At 67.6% G+C, this 16903-nt stretch carries 17 protein-coding genes; 5 read left to right on the forward strand and 12 right to left on the reverse strand.

All coding sequences use genetic code 11. The features are described 5' to 3' along the window. Window positions 1-207: 207 nt before the first annotated feature. Together RIC31_RS23900 and RIC31_RS23905 are read left to right on the forward strand one after the other, a co-directional pair. Window positions 208-1128, forward strand: coding sequence for a ketopantoate reductase family protein (locus tag RIC31_RS23900; RefSeq protein WP_350114069.1), 921 nt, complete (start codon window positions 208-210; stop codon window positions 1126-1128). 82 nt (window positions 1129-1210) lie between these two features. Next, window positions 1211-1405 (forward strand): hypothetical protein, encoded by a 195-nt coding sequence (locus RIC31_RS23905; protein ID WP_350114072.1) that lies wholly within the window; start codon window positions 1211-1213, stop codon window positions 1403-1405. A 6-nt stretch (window positions 1406-1411) separates the two neighbouring features. Here RIC31_RS23905 and RIC31_RS23910 read toward each other — a convergent pair whose 3' ends face one another. Continuing rightward, on the reverse strand, window positions 1412-1597 hold the full coding sequence (locus tag RIC31_RS23910) for a hypothetical protein (protein ID WP_350114075.1): 186 nt from the start codon (window positions 1595-1597) through the stop codon (window positions 1412-1414). A 178-nt stretch (window positions 1598-1775) separates the two neighbouring features. Between RIC31_RS23910 and RIC31_RS23915 the strand changes: the two genes are divergently transcribed. Next, on the forward strand, window positions 1776-3338 hold the full coding sequence (locus RIC31_RS23915; protein ID WP_350114078.1) for an OpgD/OpgG family glucan biosynthesis protein: 1563 nt from the start codon (window positions 1776-1778) through the stop codon (window positions 3336-3338). A 112-nt stretch (window positions 3339-3450) separates the two neighbouring features. Here RIC31_RS23915 and RIC31_RS23920 read toward each other — a convergent pair whose 3' ends face one another. After that, entirely contained in the window at window positions 3451-4326 is an 876-nt protein-coding gene (locus tag RIC31_RS23920; protein WP_350114081.1) for a DUF6655 family protein, read from the reverse strand. On the opposite strand from RIC31_RS23920, the gene mdoH reads away from it, so the two are divergent. Next, a complete protein-coding gene (gene mdoH, locus RIC31_RS23925; protein WP_350114084.1) occupies window positions 4277-6115 on the forward strand; it encodes a glucans biosynthesis glucosyltransferase MdoH in 1839 nt (612 codons plus the stop codon). The two genes, RIC31_RS23920 and mdoH, sit on opposite strands and share 50 nt — an antisense overlap. A gap of 15 nt (window positions 6116-6130) precedes the next feature. Here the strand turns inward: mdoH and RIC31_RS23930 are convergent, their stop codons facing one another. From RIC31_RS23930 to RIC31_RS23975, 10 genes are all read right to left on the reverse strand, one after another. Then, window positions 6131-6685 carry a hypothetical protein gene (locus tag RIC31_RS23930; protein ID WP_350114086.1) on the reverse strand — a complete coding sequence of 185 codons (555 nt, stop codon included), beginning with the start codon at window positions 6683-6685 and terminating at the stop codon, window positions 6131-6133. Window positions 6686-6730: 45 nt separating this feature from the next. After that, the gene (locus tag RIC31_RS23935) at window positions 6731-7312 is read right to left on the reverse strand and encodes a hypothetical protein (RefSeq protein WP_350114089.1); all 582 of its coding nucleotides are present in this window, start codon (window positions 7310-7312) and stop codon (window positions 6731-6733) included. An 83-nt stretch (window positions 7313-7395) separates the two neighbouring features. After that, a complete protein-coding gene (gene yghX, locus RIC31_RS23940; protein ID WP_350114092.1) occupies window positions 7396-8283 on the reverse strand; it encodes a YghX family hydrolase in 888 nt (295 codons plus the stop codon). 162 nt (window positions 8284-8445) lie between these two features. Then, window positions 8446-8943, reverse strand: coding sequence for a PAS domain-containing protein (locus RIC31_RS23945; RefSeq protein WP_350114095.1), 498 nt, complete (start codon window positions 8941-8943; stop codon window positions 8446-8448). Window positions 8944-9072: 129 nt separating this feature from the next. Beyond that, the gene (locus RIC31_RS23950; RefSeq protein ID WP_350114098.1) at window positions 9073-9465 is read right to left on the reverse strand and encodes a carboxymuconolactone decarboxylase family protein; all 393 of its coding nucleotides are present in this window, start codon (window positions 9463-9465) and stop codon (window positions 9073-9075) included. A 436-nt stretch (window positions 9466-9901) separates the two neighbouring features. Further along, window positions 9902-11002 (reverse strand): isocitrate/isopropylmalate dehydrogenase family protein, encoded by a 1101-nt coding sequence (locus RIC31_RS23955; protein ID WP_350114101.1) that lies wholly within the window; start codon window positions 11000-11002, stop codon window positions 9902-9904. 112 nt (window positions 11003-11114) lie between these two features. Continuing rightward, complete coding sequence (locus tag RIC31_RS23960) at window positions 11115-12050, reverse strand: carbohydrate ABC transporter permease (RefSeq protein WP_350114104.1); 936 nt, start codon at window positions 12048-12050, stop codon at window positions 11115-11117. Next, window positions 12043-13002, reverse strand: a complete 960-nt coding sequence (locus tag RIC31_RS23965; RefSeq protein ID WP_350114107.1) for a carbohydrate ABC transporter permease — start codon at window positions 13000-13002, stop codon at window positions 12043-12045. Before RIC31_RS23965 ends, RIC31_RS23960 begins: the two co-directional genes overlap by 8 nt. 123 nt (window positions 13003-13125) lie before the next feature. Beyond that, entirely contained in the window at window positions 13126-14454 is a 1329-nt protein-coding gene (locus tag RIC31_RS23970; RefSeq protein WP_350114110.1) for an ABC transporter substrate-binding protein, read from the reverse strand. Between the two features lie 69 nt (window positions 14455-14523). Continuing rightward, entirely contained in the window at window positions 14524-15585 is a 1062-nt protein-coding gene (locus RIC31_RS23975; protein WP_350114113.1) for an ABC transporter ATP-binding protein, read from the reverse strand. A gap of 311 nt (window positions 15586-15896) precedes the next feature. On the opposite strand from RIC31_RS23975, the gene RIC31_RS23980 reads away from it, so the two are divergent. Beyond that, window positions 15897-16562 carry a GntR family transcriptional regulator gene (locus tag RIC31_RS23980; protein ID WP_350114116.1) on the forward strand — a complete coding sequence of 222 codons (666 nt, stop codon included), beginning with the start codon at window positions 15897-15899 and terminating at the stop codon, window positions 16560-16562. Window positions 16563-16903 lie beyond the last annotated feature (341 nt).

The following is a 16903-nucleotide window of genomic DNA, read 5'->3' on the forward strand; positions in this document are numbered from 1 at the left end:
GACTCTCGTTCTGTAAAGGCGGATTGATCGATAGACACGTCACTTCGAAGGTGAATATAGCATTTCTATTACTATTCGGTAAACAAATATCCGATTCGTGAGGCCGACTCGCCCGCCGCCGATCCGAGGGTGCCTTGCGGTGCCCGGCTTGGCGCAGGGCCGCCGGTCGCCTAACGTGCCGGCATCGCGAAGCACGAGAGGATTGCCATGCGGATCGTGGTCATGGGCGCGGGCGGTGTCGGCGGGTATTTCGGGGCGTATCTGGCGCAGGCCGGACACGAGGTGACCTTCGTGGCGCGCGGCGCGCATCTGGAGGCGATCCGGCGAAACGGCTTCCGCCTGGAAGGGTCGCGCGGCGACATCGTGCTGGACCGGGTCGGGGCGACCGACGACCCGGCGACGCTCGGCGGCCCGGCCGACGTGGTGCTGTTCGCGGTCAAGCTGTACGACACCGAGGCGGCCGGCGAGGCGATCCGGCCGGTGGTCGGCGACGGCACCATGGTCGTCAACCTGCAGAACGGGGTGGACGGGCCGGACCGGCTGGCGAGCGTGGTCGGGGCCGACGCGGTGCTCGGCGGCGCCGCCTACGTCTCCGCCCTGATCGCCGAGCCCGGCGTCGTGCGCTACACCTCGGACATGTCGCGGATCGTGTTCGGGGAGCTCGACGGGCGCCTGTCGGAGCGGGCGACCGGGTTCCGGGACGCCTGCCGGGAGGCCGGCTTCGAAGCCGACCTGTCGGCCGACATCCGCGGCACGCTGTGGGACAAGTTCGTGCTGCTGGCGACCAATGCCGGCCTGACGACCCTGCTGCGCAAGCCGGCCGGCGAGGTCTACACCGATCCGGAGATCATGGACCTGGCCCAGGCGATGATGCGCGAGGTTGTGGCGGTCGCCGCGGCCGAGGGTGTGCGGACCTCGCCCGATGTCGTCGAGCGGGCGGTCGCGCTCTCCAAGAGCTTTCCGCCGGGGATGTACGCGTCGATGTACTACGACCTGGCGCGCGGCCGTCGGATCGAGGTCGCCAGCCTGTCCGGCCTGGTCGCCCGGCGCGGGGCAGCGCTCGGCGTCCCGGTGCCGCATCACACCACCGTCTGGTGCGCGCTCAAGCCCTATGTCGAAGGCGCCTGAGCGCTCGTCGCGGTTGCGATCTTCGGTTGGCGCAGGACTTGCTTCCCGTTCGTTGGATGGCAACAGCCGCAAGGAGGCGGCAATGAACGGGAACACAGCGGGGCTGGTCGCGCGCGAGGCAGTGATGTCGATGGCCGTGCTGAAGGCACGACAGGCCGGCAGCGATCCCTACGCACCGGTTTTCATGGGATCCGGACGTCGTGGCGGCCTGGTCGATCCGGTCGAACGGGAATGCCCGGCCTGGATGCTGTTCGCCGACGAGGCGGCGGCCCGCTGACGCGCTTCAGCCGGCCCGCTGGTCGTGCGGGTCGGTGGCGAGCGCAACGGGTCGCGGCAGCAGGCGCGAGAGGTCCAGCGGGAACCGGCGGATCCGGCGGCGCGGCATGTCGAGCGGCGCCGGTTCCGGCACGCCGACCGGCGGGTCGAGCAGGAACGCTTCCGGGGGCGGGCGGAACTGATCGTCGGGCATGCCAATCTCCACAGCTTTGCAGCGCAAACCAACGGAGCCGGCCCGGGTTCCCGCCGGCGCTGCGGAACTTGCGGCCATCGGCTCCTGAGCCGGCAGCTGCGGAACCGGCAACGGCCGGGTTCGTTGACGCACCGCAGCGCAAGCGGCGGCAGGAACGGACCGGGGAGCACGGCAGAGAATGGCGATCACCAGGCGAGACGCCCTGCTGGGGGCGTTGTTCGGGGTCGCGGCCACGGCCTTGCCGCGTGGCGCCGTGACCGCCGAGACCGGGTCGCCGGCCGCGGCCTACGCCCGGGTGCGCGGCTACGCCGACGTCCGGGCGCTCGCCGAGGGGCTGGCGCGCTCCGAATTCCGCAGCCCGCCGACGGTTCCCGAGCGGTTCGCCGGGCTCGACAGCAAGGGCTACTTCGCCATCCAGTCGGACCGCAGCGCCCGCCTGTGGTCGGGGGGCGACCTGCCGTTCGAGGTCGGCCTGTTCCATGCCGGCGGGATGTTCCGCTACCCGGTGCGGATCTTCGAACTGGCCGATGACGAGACCCGGGCGATCGGCTTCGATCCCGGCCGCTTTCGCTATGGCGAGATCCATCCGACCGACGACGAGGAGCAGGCGCTGGGCTATGCCGGCTTCCGACTTTACGACCGCCTGAACTGGGACCGTGACGTCGCGTCGTTTCTTGGCGCCAGCTACTTTCGGGCAGTCGGCGGCGAACTGCAGTACGGGCTCTCGTCGCGCGGCCTGGCGGTCGACACCACCCGGTTCGGCAGCGAGGAGTTCCCGATGTTCCGGGCGTTCTGGCTGCGCCGTCCGGCGGCCGGCGACACGGCGCTGACCGTGCTGGCCCTGCTGGACAGCGCCAGCACCGCCGGCGCCTATCGCTTCGTCATCCGGCCCGGCCGGACCACCACGATCGACGTCGAGGCCGCGGTGTTCCCGCGGACCCGCCTGGACGGGGCCGGGATCGCGCCGGTCACCTCCATGTATCTGCACGGCGAGAACGACTACCGGGCGCGCGACGACTACCGCCCGGAGGTTCACGACTCCGACGGCCTGTGCATGCTGACCGGGGCCGGCGAATGGCTATGGCGCCCGCTCCGCAATCCCGCCGGTGGCCGGGTCAATTCGTTCACCGACGAGAATCCGCGCGGCTTCGGCCTGCTGCAGCGCGACCGCGACTTCGACCACTACCAGGACGACCGCGCCTTCTACGACCGCCGGCCCAACCTGTGGATCGAGCCGCGCGGCGAGTGGGGGAAGGGGCGGGTCGAACTGGTCGAGCTGCCGGCTCGCGACGAGACTTCCGACAACGTCGTCGCCTACTGGCGTCCGGAGCGGCCGCCGCAGCCGGACCGGCCGCTGGAGTTCGGCTACCGCATGCACTGGGGCACGGTCGTGCCGGCGGAACTGCCCGGACCGGCGCGCGCGATCGCCACCCGGATCGGGATCGCGGGATCGCCGGGCGCCGAGCGGAACCCCCGCGACCGGCGCTTCGTGGTCGATTTCGCGGGCGGCGACCTGATGATGCTCGACGCCGCCGCGCCGGTCCGCCCGGTGGTCACGACGAACGGCGGCAAGGTCGGGCGCGCATCGGCCCACAGGCTGGCGGCCGGCGGCGTCTGGCGCGTCGAGTTCGATCTGCAGACCGGCGACGCAGCGGCGGTCGACCTGCGGCTGTTCCTGGAGCACCGCGGCGGCGCGCTCAGCGAGACCTGGACCTACCAGTGGCATGCCGATGACCTGTGACGTTCGACGGAATAACCCGGGCCGGGCGCGGTCATTGGTTCCGGGACCGCATATTGCGTCCCGCATCCCGGGGACCCGAATCCAACTCCGGAGTGAACGTCCGCCCTGTGCCTCAAGGGTCCGCTTCGGCGGACCCGCTTTTTTCCGGAAGCCCGCCTTTTTCCGGACGTTCGTCCCGGCGTCGCCCGGCCTCCGGGGGGAGATCGGAAGGAATCACATCGCCGTCATGCCAGCCGAGACCGAGGAACTTCCAGTCGTCGTAACCGGCGATCCCGATGATCGGGTCGGTCCGGTCGGCGAGCGCGCCGCTGGCGGTCCAGTAGGCGGTGAAGGCGATCTTGGCGATGCCGCGCCGGCGGTTCTGTTTCAGGAGCGCCAGTTCCGGCGTGTCGAAGTCGCCGGCCAGCGGGATCGGGATCGAGAAGGACGGGATCCCGACCAGCGCGTCGCTCTCGTCGGTGGACAGGGCGCCCGAACGGATCTCGACGACGGCCTCGGCCTCGCCGCGGTTGCCCGCGATGCGACAGCCCGCCGCCAGGAAGCGGTCGCGGACCGCGGCGATCGCATAGTCCTCGTCATAGGCTTCGAAACGGCCGGCGTCGATGTAGACGGCGGTCCCGGCCGGCAATCCCACCTGCAGCCGCTGGACCGCACGGTCGACGGCGGTCGACAGCAGGATCTGCTCGGTGGCGGTCCGTTCGGGGGTGCTGCGGCGGGTGCTGGTGCAGGCGGCGACCTGGGTGGCGATCAGGATCGCCGCGACGGTGGAGCCAACGGGGAAAGCGGGCATGACCGGGGATTTCGTTGGGGCAGCGGACGGGCGAGGCGCCGGCCGGCCGGCGCAGTTGTCGCCCGCCGGCTCGACCTGAACGACCGGCCGGCCAGCGCCGTTATTCCGTGGCGCGCAATCGGCGGCGGTTCGAGCATGAGGGACACGAATGCCTAGATCGGAACCGCCACCGTCGCGCCGCGTCGTCTCGCCCGGCACGGTCTTCGTCCGCGTAGCGCTTACCCTCCTGGTGACGGCGACCACCGGGGCGGCGCTGCTGGAGTTCCGCGAGCTGTTCCCGTCGAGCCGGCTGAACGCGGCCGAGATCGCGCTGCTGGTAGTGTTCCCGGTCCTGATCGCCTGGCTGGCGGCGAATTTCTGGATCGCGGCCCTGGGCGCGGCCTCGCTGCTCCGGCGGCGGATCGCGGAGCGCGGCGGGCCGCCCCCCGGCGATGCCGAGACGGTCGGGCGCCGGCTGGTCGTGCTGATGCCGATCTACAACGAGGACACCGACCGGGTATTCGCCGGGCTGCGCGCCATGGTCCGTTCCCTGGACGCCGAGGCCCGGCTGGCCGGCTTCCACCTGTTCGTGCTGAGCGACACCCGCGACCCCGTGCTCGGGCGGCGCGAGGAACTGGCCTGCAGCGACCTGATCCGCGCGGTCGGCGGCGAGTCCCGCATCTTCTACCGCCGGCGCGCGCGCAACACCGGCCGCAAGGCCGGCAACATCCAGGACTTCTGCGAACGCTGGGGCGGACACTACGACTACATGCTGGTGCTCGATGCCGACAGCCTGATGGACGGCGCCACGGTGCTGCGCATGGCCGACCGGATGGACGCCGACCCGCGGCTCGGGCTGCTGCAGACCTGGCCGCGCAGCGTGCGCGCCCGGTCGCTGTTCGGTCGGCTGCAGCAGTTCGCCACCTCGGTCCAGGGCCAGCCGATCGCCGAGGGTCTGGCCGTGCTGATGGGCGACACCTGCACCTACTGGGGCCACAACGCGATGATCCGGGTGCGGGCCTTCGCCGCCAGCTGCGGCCTGCCGGTGCTGCCGGGCAGCCCGCCGATCGGCGGCGAGATCCTCAGCCACGACTTCGTCGAGGCGGCGCTGCTGGTCGCCGACGGCTGGAAGGTGAAGATCATGTCGGATCGGGCGGGCAGCTTCGAGGAGCCGCCGCCCAGCCTGATCGCCAGCGCGGTGCGCGACCGGCGCTGGGCCCAGGGCAACCTGCAGCACCTGCAGCTGGTCGCCGCCCAGGGGCTGGCCGGGATGAGCCGCTACCACTTCCTGATGGGGGTGATGGCCTATCTGGCGTCGCCGATCTGGCTGCTGTTCCTGGTGCTGGGCACCGTGCAGATCCTGTGGGCGGCCGACGTGCTGCACGCCTTCGACGTGCTGCGGCCGATCCCGTTCGTGATCCCGCGCAGCGCCGACCTGCGGATCCTGATCGGCCTGCCGCTGATCCTGCTGCTGCTGCCGCGCGCCTTCGGGATGGCGCTGATCCTGGCCGACCGCGACCTGCGGCGCGGCCACGGCGGGGTGCTCTGCCTGACGGTCGGCACGCTGCTGGAGATCGTCGTCACCACCCTGGTGGCGCCGGTCATGATGCTGCTGCACAGCCGGTTCGTGGCCGAGATCCTGGCCGGCCGCAACTCCGGCTGGGGCCCGCAGCGCCGCGACGGCGACGGCGAGCCGTTCGGCCAGGTGCTGCGGGTACACGCCGTCCACACCCTGGTCGGCATCGCCGCCGCCCTGGCGGTCGCCTTCGTTTCGCTCGAGGCCCTGGCCTGGCTGGCGCCGATCGTGGTTGGCCTGACCCTGGCGGTCCCGGTGTCCTGGCTCAGCGGCCGCGAGTCCGCGGGGCAATGGCTGCACCGCCTCGGCCTGTTCCGGGTGCCGGAAGAGGCGGACCCGCCGGCCGTGGTGGCGGCGGTCGACCGGGAACTGGGCGAGGGAGCGTGGGCGGCGGCGCCGGTCTGCGAGGAGGCCGCTCGGCTGGCGGGGTGACGGTGACCGCCCGCGTCAGGGGCGGGGACCGAGAAGGCCGCGTTCGCGCATGTCCTGAACGATTGCCTCGGCCGTGTCGTATTTGACCTTGGCAACGGGCCAGGACGGGTCGTTCCGGGTTCGGAACTGACCGGTCCATACGACCGTCTCGGTATTGGAATCGTACAGGGTCGCCACCTGGGTCGGACGGCTCGACGGCAAGAAGAAGACGAAGCCGGCGATCGGCCCGGTCGCCTTCTGGGTGCGCTCGGACCCGTTGGTGATGACCAGCACACTGTCGAAGCCGTTCTGCCGTGCCAGTTGAAGGCGACCGCTCCGCGACAGGCGCTCCCCGGCCGGACGTTCCAGATCGCCGCTGTCGACCGCGTCGACATGATGTCCGCGGAGACGGTCGACGACCGCGAATGCGGCCTCCTGGCGGTCGGAGGTCTCGTAGCGGCCGCCGAACACCAGGACCCGGCCGAGCCGGTACTCGGGCGTGAGGCCGGGCCCGGCGTTCGACGCCGCCCCCGTGGTTTCCAGGCAACCACTCAGCAGCACCGTCGCGGCCAGGATCATCAGCAGGCGCATGGGCACGACTCCCGTCGGGAACATTCAGTGGACCGGCCGCCGCGTTCAGCCCTTCGGGGCGATCACCCGGTCGTCGATCATCTGCTCGACCGCGGTGTCGGCGGCCTCGCGGCCGAACTTCTCCATCGAGGCCAGCCCGGCCTTGGTGCCATTGGCCGAGGCGGTCCAGACCGTCCGCCATCTCGGCACGTCGATCAGGGCGACCCGATAGCTGTAGAACGGCCCGAACACCCGCTGCTCGGGCCGGAAGCTGGTGAAGCCGTAGAGCGTCTGGCTGACATAGACGGTGCGAGTCTCGGTGCGCGCCGAGTAGCCGTTCATGTGCAGGACGCTCGAATACCCGCCGTTGCCGGCGACCCGCTGGATCTCGTCGGACGCCGCCGCCTTGGCGATCTGCACGGCGGCCTCGAGCGCGCCGACCGCGTCGACCCCGGCCGCCCTCAGGCGCTCGGCGAAGGCGGTCTCGAACGGCGCGCGGGCGTCGTCCGGGAACGACCCGGCGAACACCAGCACGCGGCCCGCCCGGAAGTCGCTCGGGATGTCGGCCGCCCGGACCGCCTCGACCCTGGTGTTGGTGCACCCGGCCAGCATCGCGGCCGCCACAAGCAGGCATAGTATCCGGACCATCGAATCCCCCTCGTCGATGGTCGAACTCTACCGCCCGGGCGGGAACCGGGGAAGCGCGGTCGCGCCTGGGGCGGGCGGTCGCCCTATGACAGGTGCTGCCCGAAGAACGCCAGGGTCCGCTCCCAGGCCAGCCTGGCCGCCGCCTCGTCGTAGCGCGGCGTGGTGTCGTTGTGGAAGCCGTGGTTGACGCCCGGATACATGTGGGCGGTGTAGGTCTTGCCGTGCTCCTTCAGCGCCGCCTCGTAGGCCGGCCAGCCGGCGTTGATGCGCTCGTCCAGTTCGGCGTAGTGCAGCAGCAGCGGGGCCCGGATCGCCGGTACGTCCTCGGCCCTGGCCTGGCGGCCGTAGAACGGCACCGACGCGCCCAGGTTCGGGTAGGCGACCGCCAGGGCGTTGCACACCCCGCCGCCGTAGCAGAAGCCGACGCAGCCGACCTTGCCGGTCGAGTCCTTGTGGCCGGCCAGGTGCTCGAAGCCGGCGAAGAAGTCCTCCATCAGCTTCACCGGGTCGAGCTTGCGCTGCATCTCGCGGCCCTCGTCGTCGGTCCCGGGATAGCCGCCGAGCGAGGTCAGGCCGTCGGGCCCGAGCGCCAGGTAGCCGGCCTTGGCGGTGCGCCGGACCACGTCCTCGATATACGGGTTCAGCCCGCGGTTCTCGTGCACCACCAGCACGGCGGGAAGCCTGCCGGTCGCGCCGGACGGCCGCGCCATCAGGCCGCGCACCGTGCCGTGTCCCTTGGGCGACGCGTACTCGACCGTCTCGGTGACGATCGCCGGGTCGTCGGGCGCCACCTGGGCGGCCAGCGCGTAGTTCGGCTGCAACGCCTCCAGGGCCGCCGCCGCGGCGGCGGTGCCGACGGTGAACTGGGCCGCCCGGTCGACGAACTGCCGCCGGTTCATGGTGCCGTGCACGTAGCCGTCGTACAGTTCCAGCAGGCGCGGGTCGAAATCGCTGGCTCGCTTGCGTTGCATGGCTCGTCGCTCCCTTGCCGTTTCCGTCGTTTCCCGGCGCTACTCTAGGGCAATCGCGGCGGTCGGCGGTGCAACGATCTCGTGAGCAACGCGGGCTTGCCGGCCGCGTGCCGGGCTCGAATCCCTGCTTCAGGGAAGCCGGCGGTCCGGCTTGGTCGCCGCTTACATCTGGCTCGGGAGCTCGCGCCAGTCCTCGATGATCAGGCCGAGCAGCATGTCGACGGTTTTGCCGTCGGCGGCCAGCGGCAGCACCAGCCGGCGGGTGGCGGCGTATTCGGCGCTCTCGACCATCATCGGCCGGCGCCAGAAGAACGGCCGGGCCTCCAGCGTGCAGGCGCTGAGCGCCGCCTCGATGTCGGCCAGGGTGCCGGGCGCGGCGATCTCCTCGAGCCAGTGGCCGGTGTGGTCGTGCCCGAAGATGCCGCGGATCCGGCTGCCCCACAGCCGGAACCAGAACCGCAGCCGGCCTCCCTCGCGCACCACCTCGACAAGGTAGAGGCGGCCCAGCAGCTGCGGGAAGTCCAGCGGGTCGATGTGCTCGCGGCCGGGCAGCTTCCCGTCGCGGTGCCGGGCCCGCCAGTAGTCGAACAGCCAGCGGAACCGCTCGTCGTCGAGATCCCCCGGAACCGGGTAGGCGGGCTCGCGGATTTCGGACGGCACGGCTCCCCCCGGCGCGATGCAAGTCGCTGTCGGCGCCGTCGCCCTCAGGCAGCGCCCCTGACCGGCGGAAGTTGATCCGCCAGCTCCCCACGCCACCATAGGCCAGGACGCCGGCGGCGGCAAAACCCGTTACTGTTCCTCCTTGCACGCGGCGATGACGTCGACGCCGACGGTGTTCCAGGTCGGGATGCCGCCGACGATCAGGACCTGCACCAGCCCCTCGGTCAGCTCCGGCAGGGTCAGCCCGTGCTTCATGGCCTGCTTCGCGTGGGCGATGGCGCCGTTCTTCTCCCCGGTGAGGGTGTCGAGCAGAGCGAAGATGAGTTCCTTGGTCTTGAGGTCGAGCGCGCCGCCGTTCTCGGGCGTCCGCATGACGAAGTCCCGGATCAGGCCGTAGCCCGCAAAGGCCTGCGGGGCGTGCTCGATCAGGACCTCGTAGGACGGCGGGACCCGTCCCGACGTCGCCATGAAGCTGGCGATGCCTTTGTCGACCGCGGCCTTGGTGATGTCGGACTCGGACATGGAGGGACCCCTTCGGTTCTGGAGATGATGAAAGTCGGAGAGCCGCGCCGGCCCGCCGCGCGCCGAGGGCGGGTCGGGTTCGGCAGGGCCGGGGAAGACGTGAAACGCGGGAACCTCGATACGCAGGCTCGGCGACAGCGTAGCCGAATGCGCGCGGCCGTCCACTGGTCCACGAGTGGCGACGGGAGGGAGCGGCCGGGGGCGCTTCGGGGAGCTGGCGGTGGCGGACGGGGTGAGACTAATCGAACTGAGCCGGATGCGCAGAAAGCCTGCAATCCTTGCGTCTCCGGTTGTCGGTTCCTGCAAACGATCTCACAAAGTTTCCTCCACGATGATCGTTCGCATGAAGTCCCTCACGACCGACCGTAAGACCGGAAACGATGTTTGCGGGTGCGCTGTCCCGCCGGAACTGCGCAGGTGCTGGTGCACCGTGAGATCAACAAGAGCATGGGCACCGTGCGATCCGTTCGACGACAGCCGCCGTGAACGCCTCGGTGCCGGTCGAACCGCCGAGTTCGTAGGGCAGCACCGCTGCATCGGCGTAGGCCTGGGTCACTGCCTCATCAAGAGCCCTCGCTGCCCGCACGAGGACATCATCGCCGCGGCGCTCGCCCAGCCAATCGAGCATCATTGCCGTCGACACCAGCATTGCCGTCGGGTTGGCCTTGCCCTGACCGGCGATATCGGGCGCGGAACCATGGGCCGGCTGGAACAGCGCATGCTCGAGACCGATCTCCGCGCAGGGAGCCATTCCCATGCCCCCGACGAGCCCGCCCCCCAGATCCGAGAGGATGTCCGCGAGCATGTTCTCCATGACCAGCACATCGAACTCCCACGGCTTGCGGACCAGATCGAGAGCCGCGGCATCCACATAGGCGTAGTCGTGTTTGACGTCCGCGTGCTCGCGGGCCTTTTCGGAGAAGATCTTCCTGAAGAAGGCCATGGACACGAACACGTTCGATTTGTCGACGCACGTTACCCGGTTCTTGCCGACACCTTGAGTGCGCCGCCGCCGCGCAAGCGAGAACGCGACGTCGAAGAGCTTCTCCGACGTCGCGCGCGTGATCACCATCGTATCGCGTGCGACCGCATCGTCTTCGACGGTGCCGCGCCCCCGCGAGGCGAACAGGCCTTCCGTCGACTCCCGAAGCACGATCAGATCAACCTGGTCGCCACGCGCATCGGCCAGCACCCGCGGTGTGTTCGGATACTTCTTCACGGGCCGAACGCCGGCGAAGAGACCGAATGACTCGCGCATCCGCAGGTGTGGCGCGACCTCGGTGCCGTCCGGCAAGCGCACGTCCGGCAAGCCCATCGCCCCGAACAGGATCGCATCGGCCGCCCGCGCCGCCTCGAACGCCCCGTCGGGCAGGTCCTTGCCCGACTTGCGGTAGTACGCGGCTCCCCCCTCGTAGACGGTCCTCGACAGCCGGAAATTGAAGCGCCGTTCCAGGGCGTCGAGCGTCGTCAGGGCCGAGGCCATCACCTCATGCCCGATACCGTCCCCTGGAAAGACAGCGACTTCCGGATTGCCCATGGTGGAATCCTCTGCGAGTGAAAGCTCCGCTGGCCCGGCGGACACCGTGCTCTTCGCCCGGTCCGGCCGCGAGCAGGGCACCTTCAAGCCAGGTCATGCGCAACAGCCCGGCCTACTCCTTCACCGCCCCCGTCATCGCCGAGACGTAGTGCTCGACGAAGAACGCATAGAGGATCACGAGTGGCAGCGAGCCGAACAACGCGCCCGCCATGATCGATCCCCAGCGATACGCGTCGCCATCGGTGAACGACGTCACGATCGCCACCGGGACAGTCTTGTTCTCAGCGGAAGAAATGAAAGTCAGCGCGTAGATATATTCGTTCCAACACAACGTGAAGCAGAAGATGAACGCGGAGATCAGGCCCGGAACGGCGAGTGGCAGGATGATCTGTGTGAGGATCTGCCAGCGCGTCGCGCCATCGATCAGCGCACATTCCTCGAGTTCGAACGGGATGGTGCGGAAATAGCCCATCAGCAGCCACGTCGAGAACGGGATCAGGATCGTCGGATAGGTCAGGATCAGCGCGAATGGCGTGTCGAACAGCCCGTACTGAAACACCACGGTCGACAGCGGGATGAACAGGATCGACGGCGGGACCAAGTATGCGAGGAAGATCAACCCCCCGACCGTGTCGGCGCCCTTGTAGCGGATCCGCACGATGGCATACGCGGCAAGGACGCTGGCGACCAGGGAGAGGATCGTCGCCGAGATCGCGACGAACATCGTGTTCCAGAGCCAGGTCGGGTACTCCGTCTCGACCAGCAGCACATAGTAGTGCTTGAGCGTCGGCGACCAGGTCCAGAACGGGTTGACGCCTTCGAGATCGAGCAGTTCGGCGTCGGGCTTCACCGAGGTCAGCGCCATCCAGTAGAACGGGAACAGAAGCACGAAGACGATCAACCCGAGCGGAGCGTACAGCTTGACGACGCGGCCGAAGCCGGTGTCCAGGTAGGACATGCCCTCCGTGTCGTCGCCGCGGGCGACGGTATCCTGAGAGCTGACCCGTCCCGGCGTCCGCCCCTGGGCCGGCTGCGTTCCCTCACCCATCCCGGCCTCCGTGCTGCCACTTGCGGCGCTGCAGTCCAAACCAGCTGATCATGATGCAGGCGAGGAGGAACGGGATCATCGCGACCGCGACCGCGGCTCCCTCGCCGAGCTTGCCGCCCAGGATCCCCCACTGGTAGCTGAGCGTCGCCATCAGGTGGGTGGCGTTGACCGGTCCGCCGCGCGTGAGCACCCAGATCAGCTGGAAATCGGTGAACGTGAACAGGACCGAGAACGTCATCACGACGGCGATGATCGGGGTCAGGAGCGGGTAGGTGATGTAGCGGAACATCTGCCAGCGCGTCGCGCCGTCGAGCGTGGACGCCTCGTAGAGCGACGGGGGCACCGTCTGGAGTCCGGCGAGCAGCGTGATCGCGATGAAGGGAACCCCGCGCCAGACGTTCGCGAACACGACCGACCAGCGCGCGTTCCACGGATCGCCCAGAAAGTCGATGTTGGTGTCGATCAGGCCGAGCTGGCGCGCCGACCATGAGACGATCGAGAACTGCGGATCGTAGATCCACCAGAAGGCGATGGCCGACAGAACCGTCGGAACGATGAAAGGGATCAGCACGACCGCGCGGACCATCGCCTTGAAGGGCATGTGCTGGTTCAGCAGCAATGCGAGGTAGAGCCCGATCGCGAACTTCGCGATGCTTGCGACGACGGTGTAGAAGATGGTGAAGAACACCGACCCCCAGAATACGGTGTCCTCACTGATCCATTCATAGTTCTCGAGCCCGACGAACTCGCCGGGCCGCCCGATCCGGGTGTCGGTGAAGCTGAGCCAGATTCCGAGCACCAGCGGATAGGCGAGAAACAGCAGCAGGAAGGCCATGGCCGGCGCCATGAACCAGAAGCCGAGCCAGTTGCGGTTCGTCCTCAGGCGCTCCCAGAGCCTTCGATCGTCCTTCGGTGCCGAGGCAGCGGGCCGGCCAGCGGAGAGTTCGGCCATCGGGGCTCCTTCGCGGAAGTCAGTCGATCGGCGGGAACGCCTGAGAGGGGCACGGAAGCTCCGCAAGCGGGCTCGCAAGAGCCCTCCGCGCCCCTCTGCTGGTGGTTCATGCCAAGCGGTCGCTCATCGGTAGATGCGGCTCGCCGAGCGTGCGGCAGACTTGATCGCATCGTCCGCCGATGCGCGGCCCGTGACGTAGTTCGCGAACATGTCCAGAACGACGAAGTCGGCGATGGCCGACGCGGCGCGTTCACCGATCGAACCCGGATAGCCCGCGGTCAGCGTCCGCGTCGCGGAATCCCGGAACACTTTGCGCTTCGGGTCCGCGTCCCAGACCGTGTTGGCATCGTAGGCCTTCAGCGTGTGGGTCATGTACCCCTGGGAACCAGTCAGCCACTTGTTGTACTGGTCGGCCTCCATCCAGTAGGCGAAGAACGCCTTCACGGCGTTCGGGAACTTCGTGTAGTTCATGGCCATGATCGGGAAGCACACCTGGAACTCGGTCGGCCGCCCGACCGGACCGATCGGGTAGTAGGCATGATCCATGTCCGCGGCGATCGCCTTCTGCTTGTCGTCGCCGTTCTGGCCCGCCACATAGATCGAGATGCCGTTGTTGGTCAGGTGCACCTCGCCGGCCAGGAACGCCTTGTTGTTGAAGCTGTCGTTCCAGGACACGGTGCCGGGCGCGAAGGTCTCGTACAGCGCCTTGCAGTATTCGAGAGCCGCGCGCGTCTCCGGACTGTCGAGCGCGACCTTGTCGTTCTCGTCGACCAGCCGCCCGCCGTGGGCCCACAGGAGCCAGTGCACCCAGGCATTGCCGTCTCCGGTGGCGCGACCGAGCGCAAATCCACCGGGAGTCCCTTTTGCCTTGAGCGCCTTCATCAACTCAAGGAAGCCGGCCGTATCACCGGGCACCGAGTCGAACCCGGCGGCCTTGATCGAAGAGATACGGTAGTTGATGTAGTTCCCGGAAATCGTCACCGGCAGACAGATCCAGCGGTTGCCGTTCTTGCCGTAGACCTGAGCCGCATCGACCCAGCCGCCGTACTTCTTGCCGAGATATTCGGCGACGTCGGTGATCTCCAGCGCCTTCTGCGGAAACAGCTGCGGCATCGAGTAGGTGCCCCAGAACATGTCCGAGCCCTGGCCGGTGTTCGCCGCAACCGACGCCTTAGGCTGCACGTCGTCCATGCCTTCCTCGACGACGCTGACCGCGCACCCGGTCGCATCCTCGAACGACTTGCAGATTGCGCGGAACGCGTCGTCCTCCGACTGAACGAAACGGCGCCAGCGCGTCAGCGACAGCGACGCGCCCGCCTCCGGCTTGAAGGGGCTGTCCGCAGCCCACGCCTTCGCGAAGCCCAAGAGGTCGCTGTAGGAGCCTGCCGCGCCCAGGGCGGCGACGGCAGTGGTTCCCTTGAGCAGTGAGCGACGATTGATCTTGGCCGACATCTGTTTGTTCCTCCTCGGTTAGCCTGCTGGTTCTTGTTGCAGCTATGGTTCTGGAACCCCGGCCGACGGCTAGAGCCTGTGGCCGGTCTCGGGATCGAATATTTTGGCGGCATCGGCGCGCGGCCGGAGCCGCACCTTCTGGCCTGGTCTGAGCTCGTGGCGTTCTCTGAAGACGGCACAGACTTCCTGGTCGGCGAGACGAACGAACACCTGCGTTTCGGATCCGGTCGGCTCGATCACCACCACCTCTGCCTCGACGCCCTCGTCGGACAGCTCGAGATGCTCCGGTCGCACGCCATACGTCACCGGCCGGCCGTCGGACGATGCCGGCGCCTGGGCGAGCGGAAGCAGCGCGCCGCCGGCGACCTCGACCGAGAGACTTCCGTTCGCCTTGATCCTGCCGGGTATGAAGTTCATCGCCGGCGACCCGATGAACCCGGCAACGAACGTATTCTGGGGATGATCATAGAGATCCAGCGGCGCGCCCATCTGCTCGACGATGCCGTCGTGCATGACGACGATCTTGTCGGCCATGGTCATCGCCTCGATCTGGTCGTGCGTGACGTATACCGTCGTCGTCCTCAGTCGCTGGTGCAGTTCCTTGATCTCGGTACGCATAGCGACGCGCAATTTGGCGTCGAGGTTGGACAGCGGTTCGTCGAAAAGGAAGACCTGGGGATCGCGCACGATCGCCCGGCCCATCGCGACGCGCTGGCGTTGACCGCCGGACAGCTGCCGCGGGAAGCGTTCGAGAAGCGGTTTCAATCCGAGGATTTCGGCCGCACGGTCGACACGTTCGCCTATCGTGGCCTTGTCGGTGCCGCGCAGCTTCAGGGAGAAGCCCATGTTCTGGGCGACTGTCATGTGCGGATAGAGCGCGTAGTTCTGGAAGACCATCGCGATGTCGCGTTCCTTCGGATGGACGTGGTTCACCACCCGCCCGCTGATCGCGATCTCTCCCGACGTGATGTTCTCCAGACCCGCGAGCATCCGAAGAAGCGTGGACTTGCCGCACCCAGAGGGCCCGACCAGGACGACGAACTCACCGTCGCTGATCGGCACACTGACCCCGTGCAGAACTTCGACCGGGCCAAACGACTTCCGTACTTCGCGGATGTCCACGGACGCCATGCGGTGTTCTCCCCAACGAGCATCTTGTAGTTCGGCAGTGCGATCTGCTTGTCCTTCGACGGGTCAGCGTCGGTGGTGTCGATGCACGTGTGGCGGCACCGCGACGTCGGGCTCTCAGATGCACAATCTACTATCTTGCATGCAACAATGTATGCAATAATTTGAGGTGTCAATGCGCCACGGATCTCCGCCGAACATGTCAGTCTCGCGGGTCAGTTGGACTGCGACGAGTGCGCCGGTATGTTGTCGGGTGGAGAGCCCACCAATTGAGGACCAGTACGATCACTATCGCCATTCGCAGAGATCGCAGCGTGCAAGACCGAGCAAGCCTCACAGAGTCTGCCTACAACCGGATCAAGTCAGAGATCATGGAAAACCGCATCCCATCCGGTTTTCAGTGCACGGAGACTGAACTCGCCGAGCGGTTTGACATCAGCCGGACACCTATTCACGAGGCACTCGTTCGGCTCGCGCAGGAGCGGCTGATCGAAGTCAAGCCGCGGCATGGCATGCGCGTGTTGCCCATTTCCGTCGACGATCTGCGCGATATCTATGGTCTGCTATTCGTCCTGGAACCGGAGTGCGCGTCGGCACTGGCGCGACAGGGACTTTCCGGCAATCAGATCGCGCAGTTGCGTGCGGCGGCTGATGCGATGCGTGACGCAATCGTGACCGGTAATCTTGATGCCTGGGCTGCAGCGGATAACCAGTTCCATCGGCTTCAGCTTGCATACCTTAGGAATCGCCGGCTCGCGGACATCATTGGATTGCTGCTCGATCAGGCGCATCGGGTTCGCATGTTCACGCTTAGATTTCGAGCACTGCCCGTTCGTTCGACCGAGGAACATGCCGAAATGGTATCGTTGCTTGAGGAGGGCGACGCCGATGGTCTTGCATCTTTGTTTCGTCGCCACCGCGAAACAGCCGCTCGAGAGCTGTTCGACATCCTCGAGCGTTATGACCTGAAATACCTGTGATATCTTCGAACTGGAAGCCCGCCGGGTAGTTGCTCTGCATGCGGATTCCGACACAAATCGGCCAGGGTTCACGAAGACTTCGAACACCGAAGCCCGCCATCCGTAGCAAGCACCAAAAGCCGCCGGAAACTCAGCGCCGTTTCGAGCACTCGAAGACACCGACCATTCATCCTTGACCGGGCATGCACCGTCGCATGCCTCAAGACAGGGATGGACGGATGCTCAAGCAGCAGCAGATTGTGCCGGAGGATACTGGCGGACGGGGTGTCCGCCAAAGGTCCGTCCAGTTACATCCCGCTGCGTTCATCAACGTCCAGATCTTCCTTTACATCACAATGCAT

The organism is Thalassobaculum sp., assembly GCF_040219615.1.
Lineage (GTDB): Bacteria > Pseudomonadota > Alphaproteobacteria > Thalassobaculales > Thalassobaculaceae > Thalassobaculum_A.